At 71.4% G+C, this 22,173-nt stretch carries 24 protein-coding genes, 1 tRNA gene and 1 riboswitch; of the genes, 12 read left to right on the forward strand and 13 right to left on the reverse strand.

What is annotated here, in order from left to right; translation table 11 throughout:
- Positions 1-40: 40 nt before the first annotated feature.
- Together IEY82_RS08475 and IEY82_RS08480 are read right to left on the reverse strand one after the other, a co-directional pair.
- Positions 41-1,408, reverse strand: a complete 1,368-nt coding sequence (locus IEY82_RS08475; RefSeq protein WP_189123444.1) for a vWA domain-containing protein — start codon at positions 1,406-1,408, stop codon at positions 41-43.
- A 78-nt stretch (positions 1,409-1,486) separates the two neighbouring features.
- Positions 1,487-2,326, reverse strand: a complete 840-nt coding sequence (locus IEY82_RS08480) for an AAA family ATPase (RefSeq protein WP_189123445.1) — start codon at positions 2,324-2,326, stop codon at positions 1,487-1,489.
- A 100-nt stretch (positions 2,327-2,426) separates the two neighbouring features.
- On the opposite strand from IEY82_RS08480, the gene IEY82_RS08485 reads away from it, so the two are divergent.
- Positions 2,427-2,500, forward strand: a tRNA-Lys gene (locus tag IEY82_RS08485).
- Positions 2,501-2,657: 157 nt separating this feature from the next.
- Entirely contained in the window at positions 2,658-3,239 is a 582-nt protein-coding gene (locus tag IEY82_RS08490) for a DJ-1/PfpI family protein (protein WP_225262433.1), read from the forward strand.
- Between the two features lie 27 nt (positions 3,240-3,266).
- Here the strand turns inward: IEY82_RS08490 and IEY82_RS08495 are convergent, their stop codons facing one another.
- Both IEY82_RS08495 and IEY82_RS08500 read right to left on the reverse strand, forming a co-directional pair.
- On the reverse strand, positions 3,267-3,656 hold the full coding sequence (locus tag IEY82_RS08495; protein WP_189123446.1) for a YkvA family protein: 390 nt from the start codon (positions 3,654-3,656) through the stop codon (positions 3,267-3,269).
- A gap of 130 nt (positions 3,657-3,786) precedes the next feature.
- Positions 3,787-4,797, reverse strand: a complete 1,011-nt coding sequence (locus IEY82_RS08500) for a rod shape-determining protein (protein ID WP_189123447.1) — start codon at positions 4,795-4,797, stop codon at positions 3,787-3,789.
- A gap of 199 nt (positions 4,798-4,996) precedes the next feature.
- On the opposite strand from IEY82_RS08500, the gene IEY82_RS08505 reads away from it, so the two are divergent.
- From IEY82_RS08505 to IEY82_RS08515, 3 genes are all read left to right on the forward strand, one after another.
- A complete protein-coding gene (locus IEY82_RS08505; RefSeq protein ID WP_189123448.1) occupies positions 4,997-5,197 on the forward strand; it encodes a DUF5302 domain-containing protein in 201 nt (66 codons plus the stop codon).
- Between the two features lie 165 nt (positions 5,198-5,362).
- Positions 5,363-5,498, forward strand: a riboswitch (cyclic di-AMP (ydaO/yuaA leader).
- Positions 5,499-5,683: 185 nt separating this feature from the next.
- Positions 5,684-6,436, forward strand: a complete 753-nt coding sequence (locus tag IEY82_RS40120) for a hypothetical protein (protein WP_308015939.1) — start codon at positions 5,684-5,686, stop codon at positions 6,434-6,436.
- 46 nt (positions 6,437-6,482) lie between these two features.
- Positions 6,483-7,322: an alpha/beta hydrolase gene (locus IEY82_RS08515; RefSeq protein ID WP_189123607.1), complete on the forward strand. Its 840-nt coding sequence runs from the start codon at positions 6,483-6,485 to the stop codon at positions 7,320-7,322.
- Here the strand turns inward: IEY82_RS08515 and IEY82_RS08520 are convergent.
- The 4 genes from IEY82_RS08520 to IEY82_RS08535 all read right to left on the reverse strand — a co-directional run bounded on the left by IEY82_RS08520 (position 7,319) and on the right by IEY82_RS08535 (position 9,382).
- Positions 7,319-7,690, reverse strand: coding sequence for a hypothetical protein (locus IEY82_RS08520; protein ID WP_189123449.1), 372 nt, complete (start codon positions 7,688-7,690; stop codon positions 7,319-7,321). The genes IEY82_RS08515 and IEY82_RS08520 overlap by 4 nt on opposite strands.
- A gap of 70 nt (positions 7,691-7,760) precedes the next feature.
- Positions 7,761-8,192, reverse strand: a complete 432-nt coding sequence (locus IEY82_RS08525; protein ID WP_225262438.1) for a roadblock/LC7 domain-containing protein — start codon at positions 8,190-8,192, stop codon at positions 7,761-7,763.
- On the reverse strand, positions 8,189-9,001 hold the full coding sequence (locus IEY82_RS08530) for a transcriptional regulator (protein ID WP_189123450.1): 813 nt from the start codon (positions 8,999-9,001) through the stop codon (positions 8,189-8,191). The genes IEY82_RS08525 and IEY82_RS08530 overlap by 4 nt, the downstream gene beginning before the upstream one ends.
- 3 nt (positions 9,002-9,004) lie before the next feature.
- Positions 9,005-9,382: a roadblock/LC7 domain-containing protein gene (locus tag IEY82_RS08535; protein ID WP_189123451.1), complete on the reverse strand. Its 378-nt coding sequence runs from the start codon at positions 9,380-9,382 to the stop codon at positions 9,005-9,007.
- Between the two features lie 228 nt (positions 9,383-9,610).
- Between IEY82_RS08535 and IEY82_RS08540 the strand changes: the two genes are divergently transcribed.
- Complete coding sequence (locus IEY82_RS08540) at positions 9,611-10,213, forward strand: NAD(P)-dependent oxidoreductase (RefSeq protein WP_189123452.1); 603 nt, start codon at positions 9,611-9,613, stop codon at positions 10,211-10,213.
- A gap of 25 nt (positions 10,214-10,238) precedes the next feature.
- On the opposite strand, the gene IEY82_RS08545 is transcribed toward IEY82_RS08540, so the two are convergent.
- A complete protein-coding gene (locus tag IEY82_RS08545; RefSeq protein WP_189123453.1) occupies positions 10,239-11,447 on the reverse strand; it encodes a DUF4032 domain-containing protein in 1,209 nt (402 codons plus the stop codon).
- Positions 11,448-11,470: 23 nt separating this feature from the next.
- Here IEY82_RS08545 and IEY82_RS08550 point away from each other — a divergent pair, with 23 nt between their 5' ends.
- The gene (locus IEY82_RS08550) at positions 11,471-13,063 is read left to right on the forward strand and encodes a DUF885 domain-containing protein (protein WP_189123454.1); all 1,593 of its coding nucleotides are present in this window, start codon (positions 11,471-11,473) and stop codon (positions 13,061-13,063) included.
- On the opposite strand, the gene IEY82_RS08555 is transcribed toward IEY82_RS08550, so the two are convergent.
- On the reverse strand, positions 13,029-13,667 hold the full coding sequence (locus IEY82_RS08555) for a class II aldolase/adducin family protein (RefSeq protein WP_189123455.1): 639 nt from the start codon (positions 13,665-13,667) through the stop codon (positions 13,029-13,031). The genes IEY82_RS08550 and IEY82_RS08555 overlap by 35 nt on opposite strands.
- Positions 13,668-13,720: 53 nt before the next feature.
- Entirely contained in the window at positions 13,721-14,311 is a 591-nt protein-coding gene (locus tag IEY82_RS08560) for a TetR/AcrR family transcriptional regulator (protein WP_189123456.1), read from the reverse strand.
- A 71-nt stretch (positions 14,312-14,382) separates the two neighbouring features.
- On the opposite strand from IEY82_RS08560, the gene IEY82_RS08565 reads away from it, so the two are divergent.
- Entirely contained in the window at positions 14,383-15,303 is a 921-nt protein-coding gene (locus IEY82_RS08565) for a carbohydrate kinase family protein (RefSeq protein ID WP_189123457.1), read from the forward strand.
- Positions 15,304-15,404: 101 nt separating this feature from the next.
- Positions 15,405-16,619, forward strand: coding sequence for an aminotransferase class III-fold pyridoxal phosphate-dependent enzyme (locus IEY82_RS08570; protein WP_189123458.1), 1,215 nt, complete (start codon positions 15,405-15,407; stop codon positions 16,617-16,619).
- A gap of 15 nt (positions 16,620-16,634) precedes the next feature.
- Here IEY82_RS08570 and IEY82_RS08575 read toward each other — a convergent pair whose 3' ends face one another.
- Positions 16,635-17,873, reverse strand: coding sequence for an alkyl sulfatase dimerization domain-containing protein (locus IEY82_RS08575; RefSeq protein WP_189123459.1), 1,239 nt, complete (start codon positions 17,871-17,873; stop codon positions 16,635-16,637).
- 252 nt (positions 17,874-18,125) lie between these two features.
- Here IEY82_RS08575 and IEY82_RS08580 point away from each other — a divergent pair, with 252 nt between their 5' ends.
- Both IEY82_RS08580 and IEY82_RS08585 read left to right on the forward strand, forming a co-directional pair.
- Complete coding sequence (locus IEY82_RS08580; protein WP_189123460.1) at positions 18,126-18,401, forward strand: 4a-hydroxytetrahydrobiopterin dehydratase; 276 nt, start codon at positions 18,126-18,128, stop codon at positions 18,399-18,401.
- An 86-nt stretch (positions 18,402-18,487) separates the two neighbouring features.
- Positions 18,488-19,126 carry a superoxide dismutase family protein gene (locus IEY82_RS08585; RefSeq protein ID WP_189123461.1) on the forward strand — a complete coding sequence of 213 codons (639 nt, stop codon included), beginning with the start codon at positions 18,488-18,490 and terminating at the stop codon, positions 19,124-19,126.
- A 633-nt stretch (positions 19,127-19,759) separates the two neighbouring features.
- Here the strand turns inward: IEY82_RS08585 and IEY82_RS08590 are convergent.
- Entirely contained in the window at positions 19,760-20,581 is an 822-nt protein-coding gene (locus IEY82_RS08590) for a spermidine synthase (protein WP_189123609.1), read from the reverse strand.
- Between the two features lie 89 nt (positions 20,582-20,670).
- Here IEY82_RS08590 and IEY82_RS08595 point away from each other — a divergent pair, with 89 nt between their 5' ends.
- Entirely contained in the window at positions 20,671-22,161 is a 1,491-nt protein-coding gene (locus IEY82_RS08595; protein ID WP_189123462.1) for a penicillin-binding transpeptidase domain-containing protein, read from the forward strand.
- Positions 22,162-22,173 lie beyond the last annotated feature (12 nt).

Consider the following 22,173-nt stretch of genomic DNA (forward strand, 5'->3'; position numbering starts at 1 on the left):
CGGCCGCGCGGCCCGGCGGCTCGCCTGGCCTTTCGGCCGGTCACGCGAGCTGCTCGATGAAGCCCGTCAGCTGGGAGACGTTGCGGCACTCGTACATGGGGACGACCGTTCCGTAGTCCGAGGCGATCGAGTCGCCCGTGTCCCACTGCGGGCGCGGCTCAGGGTTCAGCCAGTAGGCGTGGCGAGCCTTGGCGACCAGCGACTTCAGGACGTCCAGCGCGGGGGGCTGGTAGTTGGACCGGGCGTCGCCGAGGATGAGCAGTGACGTCTTCGGCCCGATCGCGTCGCCGTAACGCTCGGCGAACCTCTCCAGCGCGTGACCGTAGTTGGTGCGGCCGAACCTGACCATGTCCGCCTCGTCGGCGAGCTTGGCCATGGCCTCCACCACGTCCGCACCGGGCACGAAGAACCTGGTGATCTCGTCCACCGTGTCCACGAAGCCGAACGCCCGCACCTTGGTGAACTGCTCCCTCAGCGCGTACGTGAGCAGCAGGGTGAAGTGGGCGAACGAGGAGACCGAGTCGCTGGTGTCGCAGAGGATGACCAGCTCGGGTTTGTGCGGCCGGGGCGGCTTGAAGTAGGTCGTCAGCGGGACGCCGCCGCTCTGCAGGGAGGCGCGCATCGTGCGGCGGAAGTCGAGCCGCCCGCGCCGCCCCCGCCGGTGCTTGATCGTCAGCCGGGCCGCCAGCCGCCTGGCCAGCGGATGGACCTCGCGGCGCAGCCGGGCCAGGTCGGCCTTGGTGACGCGGAGGAAGTCGATCTGGTCGAGCGGGGGACGCACGGTGGAGCGGGCGATCCGCTCGACGCCGGAGTCCTCGGCGATCCGGCGGCGCACATCGGTGGCGACCGCGTCCTCGAACCGCCGGGTGCCGGCGGCCACCCGCTGGCGCGCCGTCTTCTCGGCCAGCCCGCCTCGCTCCTGACCGGCCAGCACCTCCCGCAGGATCCTGGCCATCAGCGTCTCGGGGGACAGGGCGCGCATCACGCTGTAGGAGAACCAGTTCTGCCGCCCCGGTCCGGCCGGCCGGCGGCCGAACCGCTCGACCATGGCCCGGGCGAACTCCTGCAGCTCCGCGTCGGTGCCGTCGGTCAGCAGCCGGGCCAGGTGGCCGCGCAGGTCCTCGACGGGCGCCGTCCGTGGATCGGGTGCCCCCTCGGCGCCGGGCCCCTGGTCGTACAGGCCGGTCGTCGAGGCCGGGAACCACAGGTCGAACAGCACGTCGAACCCCGGACGGTAGCCCGGCTTCTTGACCAGCGTCGCCGCGTAGGCGGCGCGCAGCGACTCGCGCTCGGTCAGGTCGATCACCCGTAGCGCCCGCGCCGCGTCCAGCCCTTCGGCCAGCGACACCGGCACCCCTGCCTCGCGAAGGGCATGAATGAACCCGACATGCCTGTCGACGAGCGACATGTGACCTCCAACGGGATCGGACGGGCGGGTCGGGCGGGCGGGTCAGGCAGCGGGTCAGGTGGCGGGCCTGGCAGCGGGTCAGGCCTCGGACAGGCCGAGCTCCTTGATCGCGCGGGTCTGGTCGGAGGCGTGCTTGAGCACCACGCCGAGCGTGCCCGCCATCGTGGCCTCGTCCAGGTCGTCGCGGCCGAGCGCCAGCAGGGTGTTGGCCCAGTCGACCGTCTCCGCCACCGACGGCGCCTTCTTCAGCTCCAGCGCGCGCAGCGTGGCGACGGTCCTGGCCAGCTGTTCGGCCAGATCGGCGCGGATCGTGGGCACCTGGCTGAGCACGATGTCGCGCTCGCGCTCGGGTGTCGGGTACTCGATGTGCAGGTAGAGGCAGCGCCGCTTGAGCGCCTCTGACAGCTCCCGGGTGGCGTTGGAGGTCAGCACCACGTACGGCTTGTGCACGGCGGTGATCGTGCCCAGCTCGGGGATCGTCACCTGGAAGTCGGACAGCAGCTCCAGCAGCAGCCCCTCGACCTCGACGTCGGCCTTGTCGGTCTCGTCGATGAGCAGCACGGTCGGCACGCCCGTCCGGATCGCCTTCAGCAGCGGCCGCTCCAGCAGGAACTCCTCGGTGAAGATGTCGTCGTCGGCGCTGGTGGCCTGGATGCGCAGCAGTTGCTTCTTGTAGTTCCACTCGTACAGGGCCCTGGCCTCGTCGAGCCCCTCGTAGCACTGGAGCCTGATCAGCTCGGACCCGGTGGCCAGCGCCATGGCCTTGGCCAGCTGGGTCTTGCCCACCCCCGCGGGCCCTTCGACCAGCAACGGCTTGCCGAGGGCGGCGGCCAGGAACACCGAGGTGGAGATGGCGTCGTCGGAGAGGTAGTCGACGGCGGCGAGCCGCTCTGTCACGTCGGCGGGCGAGTCGAACATCAATGCTCCTGTCTGCTGGCCGAACTTTATTCTAGCCAGGCGTGGGGGATAGATGCTGATTCGACCAAGGTGCCGAGTGCCGGTATATTCCTTCCTGCACGCGCCGCTAGCTCAGTTGGTCAGAGCAGCTGACTCTTAATCAGCGGGTCCGGGGTTCGAGTCCCTGGCGGCGCACCGCGAAAACCCCAGCTCAGCATGCTGAGCCGGGGTTTTTCTGTTCGACGGCCGTCTGCCGCCGGCTCCGAGGGGCCGGCGGACGCGGCCGATCTCGCCGCCACGCCAGGGGCGAGCCGTCTCGGCGTGGGCGAGCCGTCTCGTGGAGGAGCGACTGATGCGCATCGGGATCATGCTGTTCGACGGTGTCGAGGAGCTGGACGCCGTCGGCCCGTGGGAGGTGCTGGCCTCCTGGGCAGAGCAGTGTCCCGACGAGGTCGAGGTCGTCACGTTCGGCCGCGTGGCCGGGCCCGTCCGGGCGGCGAAGGGCCTGCGCCTGATCGCCGAGCACGATCTGTCCGGCGTCGGCCCGCTGGATGTGCTGCTGCACCCCGGCGGGATGGGCACCCGGCCGCTGCTCCAGGACGAGGAGTACCTCGCCTGGGTTCGCGAGCAGCGCGCCCGCGTGCCCCTGCTGACCAGCGTGTGCACGGGCTCGCTCGTGTACGCCGCGGCCGGTCTGCTCGCCGGCCGCCCGGCGACCACCCACTGGGGCGCCCTGGACCTGCTCGGCGAGCTCGACCCGACGATCGAGGTCCGTCCCGAGGACCGGTTCGTCGACGACGGCGACATGGTCACCTCCTCGGGGGTGTCGGCGGGCATCGACATGGCGCTCCACCTGGTGGCCCGCCTCTCCGGGGTCGACAGGGCCCGGCAGGTGAGGCACTACATCCAGTACGACCCACAGCCGCCGATCTGACCAGCGGCCTCCCGGCGCGGGCACGGGTCAGCGCTGCCCGATCAGCCTGAGCAGCAGGCGTGGCTCGCCCGGCCACGCCTCCAGCAGCACCTCGCGGGGCACCTGCCGGGCGGCGTACCTCAGCGCCAGGGCCACCACCACGATGTCGTCCAGGGGGCCGATGACCGGCAGGAACTCGGGGATCAGGTCGATCGGGCTGGCCACCCACACGCCCGCGAACAAGATGGCCACCTTGGCCCGGCGCGGCACCTGGGGGTGCCGGCGCAGTCTGCGGACCGTGGTGAGGCAGTCGGGGACGAACGCGGCCAGATCTCGCGCGGTGCCCGGCGGCAGTCGGCGGGCCAGCACCGCCAGCACCGCCCAGCACAGCACCACGCAGGCCACACCCACGACCAGGCCGATCAACCAGCCGCGCATCGCCCGTCCGCCTCTCCACGACATTGGCCGCTGTTTCCGCCCGCTCCCGCCGGCGACGTCCACTCTCGCAGCAGCCACGTCCCGGGTGCCCGCGCAGATTCATTCAACTCCGGAGCGGCCTGACACCGGCTCACGGGTGGATGGCGTGCAGGCTGGCGGCCAGGGCCAGGTCGTCGGCGCAGCGGCCGAGACCGAGGGTCACCGACTCCCGGGGGCGTTCGGCGCGCCGTACGGGGACGCCGAGCCGGGCGCGCAGCCGTCTGCTCAGACCGCAGACCAGGGAGCCGCCCCCGAGCAGGACCGCGCCGTGGACGGCCACGTCGGCCACGACCTCGGCGGGACATCCGTCCAGAGTGCCGATCGCGGCCCGGACGATCAGGTCGGCCGGCTGTGAGGTGGCCTCGTAGATCTCCTGGGCCGTCAGCGTGACCTGGCTCTCGTGCCCGGTCTCGGGGGCGTGGGCGTGCACGGTCACCTGCCGGTCGAGCGGCTTCCAGGCGGGGCCGAGGCCGCGTTTGGCCGCCTCGGCGGCGCCGTCGCCCACGATCAGGCCGTGGTCGCGTTCGACGAGGCGCGCGATGGAGTCGTTCAGGTGGTCGCCGCCGCTTCTCGTCGTCCGGGCGGCGACCACCTGGCCACCGGCGACGACCGCGATCCGGGCGAATGCGTGGCCGATGTCGATGATCATCACTCCGGCCGGTTCGCCGAGCGGCAGACCCGCGCCCAGGGCCGCCGCCAGCCCGTGCCGGACGAGGTAGATCTGCCGCGCGTCCGACTCGAAGGCCAGGTCCTGCAGGTCGCGGCGCTCGACGGCGGTCGAGTCGTCGGGGAGGGCCATGACCACGCGCGGCCGGGCGTACGGGTGCGCGTGCACCTTGCGCAGGAAGTGCTTGAGCATCCGCCGGGTGAAGTCGCGGTCGAACGTGCCCTGCCCCCAGACGGGCCGGACCAGCCGGGTCTCACCGTCCAGACCGTCGGCTTCCGCCCCGTACGCCACGATCTTTCCCGTACGAGGGTGATGCGCGACGAGCGAGGGCTCGTCGAGCACGATGCCCCTGCCCCGGGAGTAGATCCGCGTGCCGGCTGTGCCGAGATCCACCGCCAGGTCCTGGCCCATGAGACGGAACAGGCTCAACGCCACCTCAGTGGTCTAACCGGGATGAATCACACCTCAACGCCACATAAGGGAGATTCTTCGCGGGGCACGACCACGCAGCGTGCGTGCCGCATCGCGCGCTGGGCCCCTGTGTGGCGGGAGACGCGCGGTTCGCGTGGCCGGTTTCGCGTCACGGGCGTGACCATGCGAAGCTTTGATTTGTCCCCAACACCAGGAGGTCCTCATGGCGGAAACACCGGAGCCGGAAGTCAGCGAGACTCCCGAGGACGAGATGAAGCGCAAGTTCCGCGAGGCGCTGGAGCGCAAGCGCAACCAGCATGCCGACTCGGGCGCGGGTGGCAGGGGCGCCGACCAGTCCAAGATTCACGGGGCCCACGGTCCGGCTGCCAACAAGCGATCGTTCAGACGCAAGAGCGGTGGCTGAGACCTGACGTTTTCGGGGGGTACGGGACGCCGTGCCCCCCTTCTCTTTGCCGTCTTGGGTAGATCTTAGCCCGTTTCATGGGGCTTTCATTGCGTATGTCCGATTCCTGGGTTAGTCTTTTGGAGTTACCAGCTGGTGACTTGGTCGCTTCGTCCAGGAAGCGGCGGCCGGCTGGCGCCGAATCCCGCTCAGGCGGGAACCGGGGACCCACCTTTCTGGGGTGAATCCGGCACTCGTGCCGGTAGGGCATCTCCACGCCCGAACCCGTCAGCTAACCCGGTAGGCGAGATGGAGAGGACGACCCTATCGTGAAGCACCCCCGCACATCCCCACCTCGCGCAAAGGCGCAAGCCGCCCACTGAGCGGCACTTCTCCGCAGACTTTCTCGCGCTCCCCGCGTAGCGCCCGCAGGCGTCCTTCGCCCGGCTACGCCTCCTGAGTGGAGTGCCGTTTCCCTGCTTCCTGAGGTAAAGGATCTACTACTTCATGGCCGTTCGCTTTGGTAAACGTACCCTCACCCTGGTCACCGCCGCGGCGCTCACCGCGCTCACCATCGGCACGGGCACGGCGCACGCCGACACCGGTGACGACGCGAAGGTCCTGCTCCAGGGGTCGACCACGGCTTCCTACTTCTGGGATGACTCGTCCGGCCGCGCCGGTGACACCGGTCTGCCCGCCAGTGGCAAGCCGATGCAGAAGAAGCTGGCCGCCAGCCCGAGCTGGCCGCTGCTGACCGAGGGCTATGTCGTCTACAAGGGCAAGAAGATGCCGTTCTTCGTGGGCGACCGGGGTCCCGGTAACCCGTCGAACAACGGCATCATGCTCGACCTGGACGCCAAGACGTTCGCCGACCTGACCGGCGGCACGTTCAACTCCCGCACGCTGGGCGTCGACGGCATCGGCGGCCAGGGCCACATCAAGGTCGACTACGTCATCACCAAGTGGGGCAAGGGTGTGGGCAAGAAGAACCACCCGGTCGCCTTCTCCACGGGCGCCTGGTCCCGGATCGACCGGAACCCGGCCGAGCCGCCGGAGATCCTGGCCGAGGAGAGCACCGAGCAGAAGAGCGCCCCGGGTTCGGCCGGCCGCCTGGTCGCCGCTCCCGAGCCGGTCGCCGCTCCCGAGCCGGACGTCGAGACCGCGGACACGGCGGGGATCCTGGCCCTGGTCGGCGGGCTGGCCACCGTGGCCGGCGTGGCGTACGTCGGCCGTGAGCACCTCGGCTCGATCAAGAGCTGACGGGCTTTACCGGCGCCGACTAGAATGCCATTCTAGGTTCGTGACCATGCGTGCGGCCGTGAACGGCATCGAGATCGCGTACGAGAGCTTCGGTTCGCCCGGCGGGCGCCCACTGCTCCTGATCATGGGGCTGGGCGCCCAGCTCATCCACTGGGACGACGACCTGTGCGAGCTGCTGGCCGAGCAGGGCCACCACGTCGTCAGGTTCGACAACCGCGACGCCGGCCTGTCCACGCACTTCCACGACGAGGGCGTCCCCGACCTGGGGACGTCCTCGTCGTATGTGCTGGACGACATGGCCGACGACGCCGCCGGGCTGATGGACGCGCTCGGCTGGCCGGCCGCCCACGTGGTCGGCGCCTCGATGGGCGGCATGATCGCCCAGGCGCTGGCGATCCGCCACCCCAGGCGGGTGTCCAGCCTCACCTCCATCATGTCCACCCCCGGGCCGGGGATGGCCCAGCCCACGGCCGCGGCCGGCGCGGTGCTGTTCGCGCCGCCCGCTCCCGACCGTGAGACGGCGCTCGCCCGGGCGCTGGAGACCTGGACCGTGATCGGCTCGCCCGGCTACGAGCTGGACCGCGAGCGCCTCACCAGACTGACCGGCCTGGCCTTCGACCGGTGCTACGACCCGGCCGGGACGGCCCGGCAACTGGCCGCGATCCTCGTCTCGCCCGACCGCACCGGGGCGCTGGCCGGGGTCGATGTCCCCAGCCTGGTGATCCACGGCGAGGACGACCAGCTCGTCCCCCTGGCCGGCGGGCAGGCCACCGCCGCGGCGATCCCCGGCGCCACGCTACTGACCTACCCCGGCATGGGCCACGATCTGCCCAGGCCGCTGTGGCCGGACATCGTGGGCGCCATCGCCAAGCTGACCGCGGGCTAGACGTCCAGCTTCTCCTCGATGCCACGGAGCTGGTGGCGGGCCATCGCCAGATTGGCCCGCCCCCGGTCGAGGGCGAGGTAGAGGAACAGCCCCTTGCCGCCGCGCCCGCTGATCGGACGGATGATGTGATACTGGCCGCTGAGCGTGATGAGGATGTCCTCGATCGAGTCCTTGAGCCCGAGCGAGTCCATCGTGCGCAGCTTGGCCTTGACCACCTCGGTGTTGCCCGCGGCGGCGACCTGCAGATCCAGCTCCTTGGAGCCGCCGAGCGCGCCGAGCGCCATGCCGCTGCCGTGGTCGACGATCGCGGCCCCGAGCGAGCCGTCGATCGTCATCATCTCCTTCAGAGAGACGTCCATGCTGGCCATGTCTTCCTCCGTTCGTTGATGGTCGTCCGATCGGTCGTCCGATCGGTCGTCCGATCGGTCGTTTGATCGGTCATCGGATCCGTGCTGCGTGGCGGCCGACAGCGGCCGCCGTCTTGCGGCCCTCCAGCCGGAGCAGCCCGACGTTCGTGCCGGGCCGTGCCAGGACTGTGAGGACGATCGTGGGGCCCGCGGTGTAGAACGCGGCGAACCCGGCCGCCCCTGAGACGAGCGTCTCCTCCAGGTCGCCCTTGCCGGACATGGCGAGCATGCGCCGGCTCATGGCGACCATCGCGGCGGTCAGCGCGGCCGTCTGGTCGCCGTTGTCGCCCTCGAGATCGCAGGCGACCGCGAGCCCGTCCACCGTGCACGCGACGCTGCCGTTGATGTCGGGGGTGCGCTCGCGCAGGAGGACCATCTCCTTGAGCACCTCGTCGCGCAGCTCCACCGGCGGCCTCCTTCTCAGTGCGGGCAACCTCATGGCGGTCAGTGGGGGGAACCTCATGCCAGTTCCTCCAGGGCCTTCTTCAGGCGCAGCAGCAGGGCCAGGTCTGTGGGGTCCGCCGTCACGGCCGGCCCGAGGGGCGGCCCCGTCGAGCCGCCGGTGGACGGCGCCTTGACCGCCTGCCGGGACCGCTTCGGCAGCCGGGGGTCCTCGGCCGGCGCGGGTTCCTCACGCGGGACCAGCAGCCCGGCCGCCGCCAGCCTGCGCACGGCCAGCAGGATCGAGTAGCCGGACCGGCCCAGCTGCCTGGCCAGGTCGAGCGGCGTCGCCTTGTGGTCGGCCCGGGCGACGACCTCCCACTCGACCCTGCCGAGAGTGACGCCCTGCCCGGTGAGCCAGGGCGCCGGCCGTACCGGAGCGGTGTCCACCTCGGCGGACGGCCAGATCCGCGCGAGCTGCGCACGGCGGCGCGCGCACTCACGCAGCAGCCCCGACACCTCGAAGTACCAGCGCCCGCCCAGCCAGTGTCGTTCGCCGGGGCGGAACTTCGGCCGGGTCCCGCCGACCGGCAGCAGGAAGAACGCGGCGTCCAGGACGGCGCCCAGCACGCAGTACTGCAGCTCGCCGAGCGTGAGAACACCCTCCGCGAGCAGCCGCTCGCAGCCGCCGTCGGCCTGCATCCCGCGCAGGGTCGCCTCGGTCGAGCGGCCGCGCGCGGTGAGCAGCCGCTCGACTCCGGGCGTCTGGACGCACTCCATGTACGTCACCCGCCCCTCGTCGAGGAAGACCGTTCCGGCGCGGCCGACGAGCAGGGCGCCGGTGGAGCGTTCGCGGGCGAGGCCCGCCAGCAGCGTGTCGAGGGGGGCCATGGGTCAGGTCAGCAGGCTGCTGGAGATGGCCCGCAGGCGGTGGCGCGCGAGCGCCAGGTTCGACCGTTCCAGGTCGAGGCGGACGTAGATGACCAGCGGTCCCTCGAAGGCCGTCTCCATCAGCCTGAGCAGGTGGTGGCCCTGGTCGGTGGTGACGAGCATGTCGTCGATGCGCACCGTGTCGCCGGGACACGAGCGGGCCAGCCCGTCCACGGTCGCGCGGAGCGTCTCGGTCAGGGCGGCGGCCGAGCCCTCGGTGTCGACGCCCTGCGGCGAGCCGCTGACCGCCACCGCCATGCCGCTCGTCTGGTCCAGCAGCATCGCGTCCAGGGCCCCCGGTATCGCCATGACCTCGATCAGACAGTCGTCCAACCCGAGCACGTGTCCTCCCCTCGCCGCTTCTGAAGGATTGAGCCAGCGTAGGAGGGCCGGAGGCGGCGAAGAAGCTTTGATAAAGGTGGAGTTAAACAGCTATACGGCGGGGATGGAGAAAAACCCCACCGCGACGGATTTTTTATTAGATTTAACCGAATCGGTGACGACAATAAAGAATGTTATTCACATTATCGGGTGATGAAGTAGCCGGTATCCGGTGGGTAGTGTGAAAACATGAAGATCCTTCTTTTTGGCGCCACCGGTATGATCGGCAGCCGCATCGCCGCCGAGCTCGCCGGGCGGGGCCATGACGTGACCGGCGTCAGCAGGTCGGGTCCGATCCAGGGCGACGTGCGCGACGCCGCCGCGCTGGCCAGGGGATACGACGTGGTCATCTCCGCGATCGCCCCGCCCCGCGACGGCACCGAGCCCGAGGGGCCCTTCCTGGCCGACGTCCGCGCGCTCGTCGACGGCATGCGCGCGGCCGGAGTGCGGCGGCTCATCTTCGTCGGCGGCGCGGGCAGCCTGCGGGTGGCCCCCGACCTCGACCTGGTCGACGCGCCCGGCTTCCCCGAGTCGTGGAAGAAGGAGGCGCTCGCGCAGCGGGCCGCGCTGGGAGTCTTCCGCGAGGTCGGCGACCTCGACTGGACCTACGTCTCGCCGCCCGCCGAGGTCGCTCCTGGCGTGCGCACCGGCGCCTACCGCATCGGCCGCGACGAGCTGCTGTCCGACGCGGAGGGACGCAGCTTCATCTCGGCCGAGGACTTCGCGGTCGCCATCGGCGACGAGATGGAACGTTTCGAGCACCTCCGCAGCCGCATCACCGTGGCCTACTGACAGCCCCGCCGACCCGCCGACCCGCCTACTCGACGGGCTCGTCCGGCAGCAGCGCCTTCTCGTCGGGCTTGTGCACGAGCACGGTGCCGACGTACGACCGCACCGCGGCGGCCAGCCCCACGTCGGCGCCCGCCGCCTCCGACAAATACCACCGGTGGTCCAGGATCTCGTGGAACAGCTGCGCGGGCTCCAGCTTGCCGCGCAGGACGGCCGGGATGGCCGCCACCGTCGGCTGGAACACCTCGGCCAGCCATCGGTGGGCCACGATCGCCTCGTCCTCGTGCCGCAGTCCCTGGGCCACGCGGAAGCCGTCGAGGTCGTTCAGCAGCCGCCGGGCCTGGTTCTCCTCCACGTCGAGCCCGGTCAGCCGGAGCAGTCGCCGCTGGTGGTGCCCGGCGTCGACCACCTTGGGCCGGACGATCAGCCGCCCGGTGCCGACCTTGCGGCGCACCATCATCTCGGCCACGTCGAACCCGAGCAGGTTGAGCCGCCGGAGCCGCTGCTCGACCACGTGCCAGTCGACCTCCTCGATGATCTCGTCCTGGGTGATCTCGTCCCACAGCCGGTGGTAGCGGGCGACGATGTCCTCGGCCGTGTCCATCGGGTCGATCGTCGGGTGCAGCAGGCCGCCGGCCTCGAGGTCGAGCATCTCGCCGAAGATGTTGACGTGCGCGATGTCGATGTCGCCGCGCCGCTGTCCCTCGCTGATCATCGGGTGCAGCTCCCCGGTCTCCGCGTCGACCAGGTAGGCGGCGAACGCCCCGGCGTCTCTGCGGAACAGCGTGTTGGACAGCGAGCAGTCGCCCCAGTAGAAGCCGTTCAGGTGCAGCCGGACGAGCAGCAGGGCGAGCGCGTCCAGCAGGCGGGTGAGCGTGTCGGGCCGCAGCGTGCCCGACATGACGGCCCGGTAGGGGAGCGAGAACTGCAGATGCCGGGTGATCAGCGCGGCGTCGAGCCCCTCGTCCCGGCCGGTGACGTAGGCGACCGGCTGCACCGACGGCGCGTCCAGCCTGGCCAGGTCCCACAGCAGCTGGTACTCCCGCCTGGCGTACCTCTCGCTGATCTCCTTGATCGCGTAGACCTTGCCGGACAGCCTGGCGAACCGCACCACGTGCCGTGAGATGCCGCGCGGGAGGTCGACCAGATGCCGCTCCGGCCACTGGGCGAGCGGCACGTCCCAGGGCAGGCCGATGAGGTCGGGGTCGCCGAGCGTGCCGGTGATCTGGAGAGGCATGGAGATCAGGATATTGTGCGATCGTGGACGAGTTTCTCCATTGGTACTTTTCCGGACGTCCGGTGGTCGCGAGCCAATTGGGAGCCGACGGCTACGACCACACGCTCGGCGACTTCACCGCCGCCGCCTTCACCGCCCGCGCGCGGGAGGAGGCCGGCTGGCTCGAACGGCTCTCCACCCTGGAGGCCGCCACCCCCGACGACGCGATCGACCGGGATCTCGTCCTGTCGCAGCTGAGAGGCTGGGTCGCGCTCGCCTCCTGGCCCGACTGGCGCCGCGACCCCGCCGTCTACCTCTCGGCGGTCTTCACCTCCCTGTTCAACCCCTTCCAGCAGCGGCTCAAGCCGGAACCCGAGCTGGTCGCCGCCGCCGTCTCGCGGCTGGCCGAGGTGCCCGGCGTGCTGGCCGCCTGCCGCGCCAACCTCGACCCCGACCTCGCGGCGCCGCTGCTGGTGCGGCGCGGTCTCGACCAGGCGCGCACGGGGCGGCGCTTCCTCACCCGGACCGTTCCGTCGATGGTGCGCGACCCCGCGCTGAGCGCGCGGCTGGCGGAGGCCGCCGAGCCCGCCGCGCGGGCCTTCGACGAGCTCGTCGCCTTCCTGGAGGGCTTCGCCTGCGGTGGCGACTGGCGGATGGGGGAGCGGCTCTACTCCACCCTGCTGCGCGAGCGCGAGCTGCTCGGCTACGGCGCGGCCGAGCTGCACGAGAAGGGCGGAGCGGCGTGGGCCTCGCTGGACGAGCGGATGCGCGAGGTGGCCCGGCGGGCCGGCGGCACCGCCGACTGGCGGGCCGTCATGGAGTCGCTCATGGACGACCACCCGCCGACCCTGGAGGCGATGCGCGCCGAGTACGAGGCCGAGACGCGGCGGGTCCGCGAGTTCGTCCGGTCCCGTGACCTGGTGACCTTCCCCGAAGGGGAGAAGTGCCTGGTGCTGCCCTCGGCCGAGTACACCCGGCCGGTCGCGGCCGTGGCCCACTACCTGGCGCCGCCCCCGCTGACCAGCTCACGCACGGGCGTCTTCTTCGTGCCGTTCACGCCCGACGACTTCACCGAGGAGGAGGTACGTCAGCGCCTGCGGACCAACTCGCGGGCCCAGATGCCGTCGATCGCCGCGCACGAGACCTACCCGGGGCACCACTGGCACTTATCGCACATGGCCGGCAACCCGCGAACCGTCCGCAAGGTGTTCCGCACGCCGTACTTCTCCGAGGGCTGGGCCCTCTACGTCGAGAAGCTGCTGCACGAGCAGGGCTACTTCGACACGCCCGCCACCGAGCTGGCCCACCTCGACTGCCGGGTCTTCCGCGCCGCCCGGATCGTCGTGGACACGGCGCTGCACTGCGACGACATGTCGATCGAGCAGGCCGAGACGTTCATGGCCACCAAGGCGTCGCTCACGCCCGGCACCGCCCGGGCCGAGGTCAGCCGCTACTGCGCCTGGCCCACGCAGGCGCCGTCCTACCTCACGGGCGCGCTCGAGATCGACCGCATCAGGCAGGCGTACCAGGGGTCACTGAAGGCGTTCCACGACCGGATCGCCGGCGCGGGCGGGCTGCCGCTCGGCCTGGCCGAGCGGGCCGTCAGCCGGCCCGGCGAGGGAACACCGGCGGGTTGAACGCGCGCTCCACCACGGCGTCCAACTGCTCGGGGGTCAGGACGTTGGGGGTGCCCACGCCGAGAGCGCGCACGTACACCTCGCACAGCCACTCCAGCAGCCGGGTGGCCTCGAACGCCTCCTCGAGCGTGGCGCCGATGGTCATGCCGCCGTGGTTGGCCATCAGCACCGCCCGCCGCCCCTCCAGCGCCGCCCTGACATTGGCCGCCAGCTCGGGCGTGCCGTACGTGGCGTATTCGGCGACCCGCACCGTCCCGCCGAGCAGCAGCGCGTTGTAGTGGATCGGCGGCAGCTCGGTCATCGTGGTGGCCACGACCGTGCCGAACACCGAGTGCGTGTGGACCACGGCCCGCGCGTCGCCGGACGCGTAGACGGCCAGGTGCATCGGGGTCTCGGAGGACGGTTGCGACTCGCCCTCGACCAGGTTGCCCGCCAAGTCGACGACCGGGCACAGCTCGGGGGTCAGCCGGTCGAGCGCCACGCCCGACGGGGTCACGGCGACCCGATCCTCCTGCCGGACGCTCAGGTTGCCCGAGGTGCCGATGACCAGGCCCAGCTCGACGGCGCGCCTGCCGTACTCGCACAGCTGCTCGCGGAGGCTCATGAGCGGCAATGTAGTCGGCCGTCCGAAATGCGGCAATGTCCTGGATCGGCCTGTCAGGCGGCGAGACGGTCGAGGGAGGCGAGGAGCAGGCGTTCGAGGTCGACCCGGGTCAGCCGGTCGGGGTAGAGCAGCAGGTGCAGGCTGAGGCCGTCGACCAAGGCGAGCAGGTGCTCGGTCAGGTCATCGAGGTTGTCGTCGCCGGCCAGCTCGCCGGCCGCGCGGGCCTCGGCGAGCAACGAGCGGATGGCCGCGCGCAGCTCGGCGGCCTCGGCGCGCTGCACCTCGGCCAGGCGCTCCGAGGCCAGGCTGCGGCTCCAGAAGCTCACTTCGAGCCGGGTCTCCTGGGTGCGCTCCGCGTCGAGGGGGAGGTTGTCGAGCAGCAGCTCGCGCAGCGCGGCCAGCCCGCTCGCGCCCCCGACCTTGCGGGTGAGGCGGTCGCGGATGCGCTGGTGGGACTGGCGCAGCGCGGACAGCAGGATCTCGTCCTTGTCGGCGAAGTAGTGGGCGAGCACCCCGTTGGAGTAGCCCGCCTCCTTGGCGATCGCGCGGGTGGTGGCGGCGTCGATGCCGTCTCTGACGATCACCCGGCGGGCCGCCGACAGCACCTCGCGCCTGCGCTCGTCGTGGTCAACGATCTTCGGCATCGTGGTGCCCCCTTCGCTCTCCCTGCTATCAGCATATTGACTTTTTATTCGGACGTCTGTCTATTTAGTCCATGACCGTTGCCACCGTCGGCGTCCACATCGTCGACATCCTCGCCAGGCCCGTCGAGCGCATCCCCGAGGGCCAGGACACCGTGCTGGTCGACCAGATCCGCCTGACCGCCGCCGGCTCGGCCGCCGGCACCGCGGTCGACCTGGTCAAGCTGGGCAACGACGTCGTCACCATGGGCGCGATCGGCGACGACGAGCTCGGCGACTTCCTGCTCGCGGTGATGGCCAAGCGGGGCGTGGACGTCTCCCGCCTGGTGCGCCGCCCCGGCGAGCAGACGGCGGCGTCCATCCTGCCGATCAGGCCGGACGGCGGACGCCCCAGCTTCCACGTGCCCGGCGCCAACCTCGGCGTGACGCTCGCCGACCTCGACCCCGAGGTCCTGCGCGGCGTCCGCGCGGTGCACCTGGGCGGCATGGACGTCACGTTCGGGCTGGGCGACCCGGCGTTCTTCGAGCTGCTCGACTCCATCCGGGCGGCCGGCGCCGTCGTGACCATGGACCTGCTGTCGGAGCTGCCCGACCTGCTGGGCATGGCCCGCGCCTTCCTGCCGCACGTGGACTACGTGCTGCCCAACGAGTCGCAGGCGCTGCTCATGGCCGGCGGCGCCCAGGACGTGACGGACGCGGCGCGGGCACTGCTGGCCGAAGGGCCGCGCGGGGTGCTGGTCACGCTGGGCGGCGAGGGCAGCCTGGTCGCCACCGGCGACGGCGTCGAGCGGGTGCCTGCCCTGAAGACCGAGGTCGTCGACACGACCGGCTGCGGCGACGCCTACTGCGCCGGGTTCGTCACGGGCCTGCTGCACGGGCAGGACGTGATCGGCGCGGCGCGCTGGGGCACGGCCGCCGCCGCCCGGGTGGCGACCGGCCTCGGCTCCGACGCGGGCCTCACCGACCTCGACTCCACCCTTGCCCTCCTGACCTGACCTGACCTGACCTTCACCGGCCACGCGGGCCGCCGCTCCCGGCGAGACCGTCCGGCGAGACCGTACGCAGGCCGTACCGACACGAGAGAGAAGGCTTCGCCATGACAGACGCCGAGCTTCGCCGGCGCGCGGCGAAAGTGGTGCCCGGCGGGATGTACGGGCACCTCAACGCCGCCATCTTCGCCCCCGGATACCCGCAGTTCTTCGAGCGCGGCGAGGGCTGCCGCCAGTGGGACGTCGACGGGCGCGAGTACATCGACTTCATGTGCAGCTGGGGGCCGGTCGTGCTCGGGCACCGGCACCCTCGCGTCGAGGAGGCCGCCGCCCGCCAGCTCGCGCTGGGCGACTGCCTCAACGGGCCGGGCCCCGTCATGGTCGAGCTGGCCGAGCTGCTCGTCGACACCGTGCCCAGCGCCGACTGGGCGATGTTCTCCAAGAACGGCACCGACGCCACCACCCAGGCCCTCATGGTGGCCAGGGCCGCCACCGGCCGGACCAAGGTGCTGATGGCGCACGGGGCCTACCACGGGGCCGACCCCTGGTGCACGCCGTCGCTCGCCGGCACCACGCCGAACGAGCGGGCCGACCTGGTGGAGTTCGCCTACAACTCGCTGGAGTCGCTGGAGAACGCGGCGGCGACCGTGGAGGGCGAGGTGGCGGCGATCATCGTGACGCCGTTCAAGCACGACTCGTTCGAGGACCAGGAGCTGGTCGAGCCCGCCTTCGCGCGGGGCGCGCGGGCGCTGGCCGACCGGCTCGGGGCCGCGCTGGTGATCGACGACGTGCGGGCGGGGTTCCGGATCGACCTGCGCGGCTCCTGGGAGCCCTACGGCGTGCGGCCCGACCTGACGGCCTGGTCCAAGGCCATGGCCAACGGCTATCCGATCGCCGCCGTGACCGGCACCGACGCGTTGCGCGGGGCGGCGCAGTCGCTCTACTCGACGGGGTCGTTCTGGTTCTCGGCGGTGGCCATGGCGGCGGCCAAGGCGACGATCGAGACGCTCCGCGACACCGGTGGCATCGCCACCATGGAGCGGGCCGGCGCCCAACTGCGCGAAGGGCTGTACGCGCAGGCCAAGGCGCACGGCTTCACGGTGAACCAGACCGGGCCGGTGACGATCCCCTGGCTGAGCTTCGACGGCGACGCGGACCTGTCCACGGCCCTCTACTGGAGCGACGCCTGCCTGCGCCACGGGGTCTATCTCCATCCGTGGCACAACTGGTTCATGTCGGCCGCCCACACCGAGGAGGACGTGGCCCGCGCCCTCGACGGCACCGACCAGGCGTTCGCCGAGACCCGCGCCCACTTCGGCTGACGGCGGCCGGTGAGGTCAGGTGGACGCGCGGCCCGCGGACTCCTTGGCGGCCCAGGCGAAGACGCCCTTGGCCATCAGCGACTGTTCGCCGGCGGCCCGTGCCCCGAAGACCTCGGCCCGGACCCGGTGCACGCCGGGGTCGTCGGGTGCGGCGAGCGCGGCCATCTCCGCGAAGTGGCCTGCCAGCCGCTCGTCGCCGTCGGACAGGGCCTTCAGCGCCGCGTCGGCCAGCCGGGCGGCGCCACCGGCCAGCTCCGCCACGGCCCCGGCCAGCGCCGCGTCGGGGGCCGGTTTGAGGTTGGCGGGGTTGCCGTCGTACCAGCCGCCGTACAGCCGCCACAGGTTGCGCACGATGAACTCGGGCTCGTCGTAGCGGGCCCTGAGGTAGGGGCGGTCCGCCAGGTGGGACACCGGTTTCACGGTATGGACGATCTCGTCGAGGCGGGCGCCCTCGTTGAGCAGGACGAGCGTCTGGGAGATCAGCGAGTCGAGCCATTCGGCCGTCTCCAGCAGCGCCTGGCGGACGCGGTCGCGGCCGAAGATCGGCGCGCCGTGGCTGGGCAGCATGATCTCGGCGTCCAGGGCGGCCATCCGCCGCAGGGCGTGCGCCCACTCGCGCGGGTAGCGTTGCGCCTTCTGGGGGTTGCCGCAGTTGGGCGAGACCCAGATGAACAGGTCGCCGGGCAGCAGCAGCCGGTGCTCGGGGACGTGGCCGACCGTGGCGTCGTCGGTCTCGCCCTTGGCGTGGAAGAGGTCGAAGGTGACGTCGCCGTGCCGCACGGTCAGCGTGTCGCGGTAGGTCACGTCGGGGTACCGGTAGGCGGTGGGCCACTGGAGGTCGTCGTTCTGGAACTGGCGCCGGTTGATCACCGCGTTATAGCCACTTGTCAGCAAATATCGCTGGAATCGGGCGTTCACTGCCTCATGTGCGTACACGGTGGCCCGCGGTCCCGACTCCTCGAAGGGAGCCGTGCCGAAGACGTGGTCGATGTGGCCGTGCGAGTAGATCGCGGTGGTCAGCGGCGACCGGCTCCACGCGCGGACGTCGGTGTGCATCCGCTCCGACATGAACGGGGCGCTCGTGTCGAACAGCGCCAGTTCGCCGCCCGAGTCGAAGGCGATCACGTTGCCGAAACCGCACCACCAGCCCAGTCCGTCGGCGATCGTCTGGACGCCCTGGCCGAACAGGCCCATGTCCACGATGCTGTCGTCCGCCTCGCCGTTCCACACGCGGTCCGCGTACTCCTCGATCATGATCCCACCCTCTCCCCGGACCATGATTCTGGGCAAGCGCCCACGCGAAGGTCACGGCTCGATCGGGACTCCCCGACGTGAGCGGGCCGCCGCCCGGCTCCGGTCCGGTCGCGGGGTCGCGGTCCGGCCCCGGTCCGGCCCCGGCCTGGTCGCGGTCGGCCCCGGTCCGGCCGCGACGCCGACGCCGATGCCGGGTCCGACGTCGATACCGGGTCCGCCCCGAGGCCGGGGCGCTCAAGTACGGTGAGTCCCATGGACGTCGAGAAGAAGCTCAGCGAGCTGCCCGCCTGGCGGCGCGAGGGCGACGAGATCCGCCGCACCGTCGCCGCGCCCGACTTCCCCACGGCCATCCGCATCGTGGACGAGATCGCGGTCAAGGCCGAGGAGCTCAACCACCACCCCGACATCGACATCCGGTGGCGCAAGCTGCACCTCGCCCTGACGACGCACGACAAGGGCGGTCTCACCGAGGCCGACTTCACCCTGGCCGCGCTGATCGACGCCATCGCCGCGAAACACGGTGCGTAGCGGTTCGGTTACTCGCTAGAGTGATGGGCCTCGCGAGCCGGTAGGCCGAAAGGCTCGTGTTCCCATCACTGCTCTGGGGGTTTCCCATGCGCGTGCCCGCACTCCTGCTCGTCCTGCTCGTGGCGGGCTGTGCCCAGACCACCACCAGCCCGGCGCGCGACGCCCCGGTGGGGCAGGCGGCGCAGAGCCCCACCCCGTCGGCCGGCGAGACCTACGCTCGCACGCCCAGCGCCGGCCCCGGCGAGCCGGGCGACCACACCACCGACAGCACGTCCAACAGCGCGACGGCGCTCTCCTCCAGCGGCACCTTCTCGACCAGCGACACCGCGGCCATCACCTACGACCGCAAGCTCGTCCCCGACGGCGCCCAGGCCAGCGTCACCGTCGAGTCCGCCGGTGGCAAGACGCTGACCTCCCTCGTGGTCGAGGGCTTCCTCCCCAACCGCCGCTACGGCGCCCACCTGCACACCAAGGTGTGCGGGCCCAAGCCCGACGACTCGGGCCCCCACTTCCAGCACGAGCCGGGCAAGGCGAATGCCACGAGCGAGGTGTGGCTCGACTTCAAGACCGACGAGGCGGGCGCCGGTCGCGCCACGGCCCGCAACCCGTGGTCGCTCGACGGCCGTGATCCCGGCTCCCTGGTGATCCACTCCGAGTCGACCACGCCCACGGGCCCCGAGGCAGGCTCCGCCGGTGACCGCGTCGCCTGCCTGACCGTGGACTGACTCGACCCTGGACTGACCTGATCCTGGACTGGCCCAGTCCTGGACGGGCCCGATCCTGGATTGACATGGACCTGACCTGACCTGACCCGAGCCGGCCCGCCTGATCAGGCGTGGCCGGCCGGGATCGTGCCGAGGCGGCCGGCCTGGAAGTCCTCGAAGGCCTGCACCAGCTCGGCGCGGATGTTCATCGGGAACCTCCGAGGAGACCACCGCCTTCCGGCGGGGGAGGGATCGGACTCCTGCGGAGCAGGGCAGGGGCAGGCGATTCGCCGTCAGGCGGATCGCCGTCGAAACGCCGCGTGACACCGCGCGGTTCGGTGGTGTGTTCGACGGTGGCGACACCCAAGCCGCCGGACGAACGATCGGCAACATCCTCGCCGCAGGGCTTGCGGAGAGGCGAAACGCCTGTGGAGCCGGTGTAAGACCTCAACGAGGGTCCTCTCTCGGGCGGGCGACCGGCGGTGAAGCAGGAAGACTGACCGGCGACGGTCGGAATCCCGGTTCTTCAGAGCCGGGAGGATGTCAAGTAGGTGACGGTCTCGCACTCGTACCCCCGGCGGTGCGGGTGCCACGGGGTGCCCTTGGGCTCGCCGGCTGTCCGCTGTACATGGACCACGGGCCCGCGCGCGGGGGTCAGCCGAACACGGCCGGAGGCGGCACCGGGGCGAGCACCGGGTCGCCGTCTCTGATCGGGGAGGCCCCCGCCACGAAGCGCGTCAGCGCCTCGCCGTACACGCATCTGGCCTGGGTGAGGCCGCCCGCGGCGCGGCGGGTGAGGAGGTCGACGGGCAGCTCGGTGCGAGACGCCGCGACGATGAGGTTGCCGAACCTGCGGCCGCGCAGCACGCCGGGCTCGGCCAGCAGCGCGACGTGGCGGTAGGCGCCCAGCACGGTGGCCACGAGCCGCCTGGCGAAGCTCAGGCCCTTGCCGTCGGCCAGGTTGATCAACAGCAGCCCCGAGGGGCGCAGAACGCGGGCCAGGTCGCTCATGTACTCGGCCGTGCCCAGCTCGACCGGCATGGTGGCCCCGGCGAACGCGTCGAGCACCACCAGGTCGGCCGAGGAGTCCCAGACGCGGGCGATGCCGTCGCGGCCGTCCTGGACCATGACCTTCAGGCGTGGCACCGAGCGCAGATCGAGCTGCTCGCGGATCAGGTCGACCAGGAGGCCGTCGGGCTCGATGACGATGTGCCGCGAGCCGGACCGGGTGGCCGCCACGTAACGGGGGATCGTGCAGGCGCCGCCGCCCACGTGGACACAGGTGAGCGGGCCCTCCGGGAGGAGGTCGATGACGTCCGCCATGAGGCGTACGTACTCGAATTCCAGATATGTGGGGTCTTGTAGGTCAACATACGACTGAGGTACGCCATCCTTGGACAGCACCCAGCCGTCCTGCCGATCCAGATCCCGGAGCAGTTCGATCTCGCCGAACGTCACCGGATACAGACCGGGCATCGGTTCGCGCTGTCCTCGTGCCACGCTGTCTCCTCCCTGGGGGAAACCGTATGCGACGCCGCAGGCTGATTGTGCTCGTTATCGCCGTAGTGGCGGTATTGGGCGCGTACGGCTTCGCCGTGCTGGCCGCCAACCGGGTCCGGGGCAGCGCCCAGGAGACCTCGGCGGCCTACTTCCGGGCGTGGCAGGACGGTGACGTGCGGGCGATGGCCCGGCTCGTCCACCAGCCGCCGGCCGACTTCGTCAGCCGCCACCTGTCGTTCACCGAGAGACTGCACGTCGAGGAGGTCGAGCTGGTGCCCGGCGCGGTGCAGAGCACGGGGGAGGAGACGGCCGAGGTGCCGTTCACCGGGAGCCGCGAGTTACGCGAGTTCGGGCCGTGGCCGTTCGCCGGGACGTTGCGGCTGGCCGTACGGGGGCGGGCCTGGAAGGTGCTCTGGTCGCCCGAGACGCTCCATCCGCTGCTCAAGGACGGCGGGACGCTGGACCTGACGGAGTTCGACGGGCCCTCGGCCGAGTTGGTCACCAGGGAGGGCGACAAGATCCCCAACGACAGCTACGCCGAGTCCTATCTGGACCGGATCAGACCCGAGTTCGGGGAGGTGAACCAGGGCTGGGCGCTGGTGTCGACGGTGCCGGGACAGCCGGTCCGGCGGCTGATGACCGCCGAACCGAAGACCGAGGCCCAGCGCACCACGCTGTCGCGCCCGGTGCAGGCGGCGGCGGCGCGGGCGCTGGACGGGGTGCAGGACGCCGCGATCATCGCGCTGCGCCCCAGCTCGGGGGAGGTGCTCGCGGTCGCCGACCGGCTCCGGGGCGCCAGCGCCTTTCACGACCTCTTCCCGCCCGGCTCCACGTTCAAGGTGATCACCGCGGCGGCGCTGCTGAAGAGCGGCCTCGACCCGGCGACCGAGTTCGCCTGCCCGGGCGAGTACACGATCCCCTTCGGCCGGTCCTTCCACAACGCCGGCCACCAGGACCACGGCACCGTCTCCTTCACCGACGCCTTCGCCCACTCCTGCAACACCACGTTCGTGCAGCAGACCGTGGCCCGGCTGGGCACCGAGGACCTGCGCGCGACGGCCGAGGAGTGGGGGTTCGGCCGCGGCCTGCCGACGGGCGCGGGCGGCGCCTGCGGCACGATGAAGGATCCGGAGAACGCCGACTGGCACGGCGCCGCCGCGATCGGGCAGGGCACCGTGCTCGCCACCCCGCTCTGCATGGCGGCGATCGCCGCCGCCGTGCAGAGCGGCACCTGGCGCTCGCCTCGGCTGCTCCCGGAGGACGAGGCCGCGCGCATCGAGGGGACGCCGCACCGGCCGGTCCGGCTCGACGAGGGGATCGTCGCCGCGCTGCGCGACATGATGGCCGCGGTCGTCGACCACGGGACGGCGAGCGGGGCGGGCCTGCCCGCCGGGGTCTCCGGCAAGACCGGCACCGCCGAGGTGGTGGACGGCGACGACCACGGATGGTTCGTCGGCTACCGCGACGACCTGGCCTTCTGCGTCTTCGTACGGCACGGCGGAGCGGGCCGGACGGCCGCGCTGCCGATCACCGCCCGCTTCCTCAACGGGCTCTAACCTACGGTACCG

The organism is Nonomuraea cavernae (assembly GCF_014646355.1).
Lineage (GTDB): Bacteria > Actinomycetota > Actinomycetes > Streptosporangiales > Streptosporangiaceae > Nonomuraea > Nonomuraea cavernae.

Coding starts and splice junctions, on each gene's coding strand:
- IEY82_RS08475 (WP_189123444.1), bottom strand. CDS start 1,408: ATGTCGCTCGTCGACAGGCATGTCGGGTTCATTCATGCCCTTCGCGAG.
- IEY82_RS08480 (WP_189123445.1), bottom strand. CDS start 2,326: ATGTTCGACTCGCCCGCCGACGTGACAGAGCGGCTCGCCGCCGTCGAC.
- IEY82_RS08490 (WP_225262433.1), top strand. CDS start 2,658: ATGCGCATCGGGATCATGCTGTTCGACGGTGTCGAGGAGCTGGACGCC.
- IEY82_RS08495 (WP_189123446.1), bottom strand. CDS start 3,656: ATGCGCGGCTGGTTGATCGGCCTGGTCGTGGGTGTGGCCTGCGTGGTG.
- IEY82_RS08505 (WP_189123448.1), top strand. CDS start 4,997: ATGGCGGAAACACCGGAGCCGGAAGTCAGCGAGACTCCCGAGGACGAG.
- IEY82_RS40120 (WP_308015939.1), top strand. CDS start 5,684: ATGGCCGTTCGCTTTGGTAAACGTACCCTCACCCTGGTCACCGCCGCG.
- IEY82_RS08515 (WP_189123607.1), top strand. CDS start 6,483: ATGCGTGCGGCCGTGAACGGCATCGAGATCGCGTACGAGAGCTTCGGT.
- IEY82_RS08520 (WP_189123449.1), bottom strand. CDS start 7,690: ATGGCCAGCATGGACGTCTCTCTGAAGGAGATGATGACGATCGACGGC.
- IEY82_RS08525 (WP_225262438.1), bottom strand. CDS start 8,192: ATGAGGTTCCCCCCACTGACCGCCATGAGGTTGCCCGCACTGAGAAGG.
- IEY82_RS08530 (WP_189123450.1), bottom strand. CDS start 9,001: ATGGCCCCCCTCGACACGCTGCTGGCGGGCCTCGCCCGCGAACGCTCC.
- IEY82_RS08540 (WP_189123452.1), top strand. CDS start 9,611: ATGAAGATCCTTCTTTTTGGCGCCACCGGTATGATCGGCAGCCGCATC.
- IEY82_RS08545 (WP_189123453.1), bottom strand. CDS start 11,447: ATGCCTCTCCAGATCACCGGCACGCTCGGCGACCCCGACCTCATCGGC.
- IEY82_RS08555 (WP_189123455.1), bottom strand. CDS start 13,667: ATGAGCCTCCGCGAGCAGCTGTGCGAGTACGGCAGGCGCGCCGTCGAG.
- IEY82_RS08560 (WP_189123456.1), bottom strand. CDS start 14,311: ATGCCGAAGATCGTTGACCACGACGAGCGCAGGCGCGAGGTGCTGTCG.
- IEY82_RS08565 (WP_189123457.1), top strand. CDS start 14,383: ATGACCGTTGCCACCGTCGGCGTCCACATCGTCGACATCCTCGCCAGG.
- IEY82_RS08570 (WP_189123458.1), top strand. CDS start 15,405: ATGACAGACGCCGAGCTTCGCCGGCGCGCGGCGAAAGTGGTGCCCGGC.
- IEY82_RS08575 (WP_189123459.1), bottom strand. CDS start 17,873: ATGATCGAGGAGTACGCGGACCGCGTGTGGAACGGCGAGGCGGACGAC.
- IEY82_RS08580 (WP_189123460.1), top strand. CDS start 18,126: ATGGACGTCGAGAAGAAGCTCAGCGAGCTGCCCGCCTGGCGGCGCGAG.
- IEY82_RS08585 (WP_189123461.1), top strand. CDS start 18,488: ATGCGCGTGCCCGCACTCCTGCTCGTCCTGCTCGTGGCGGGCTGTGCC.
- IEY82_RS08590 (WP_189123609.1), bottom strand. CDS start 20,581: ATGCCCGGTCTGTATCCGGTGACGTTCGGCGAGATCGAACTGCTCCGG.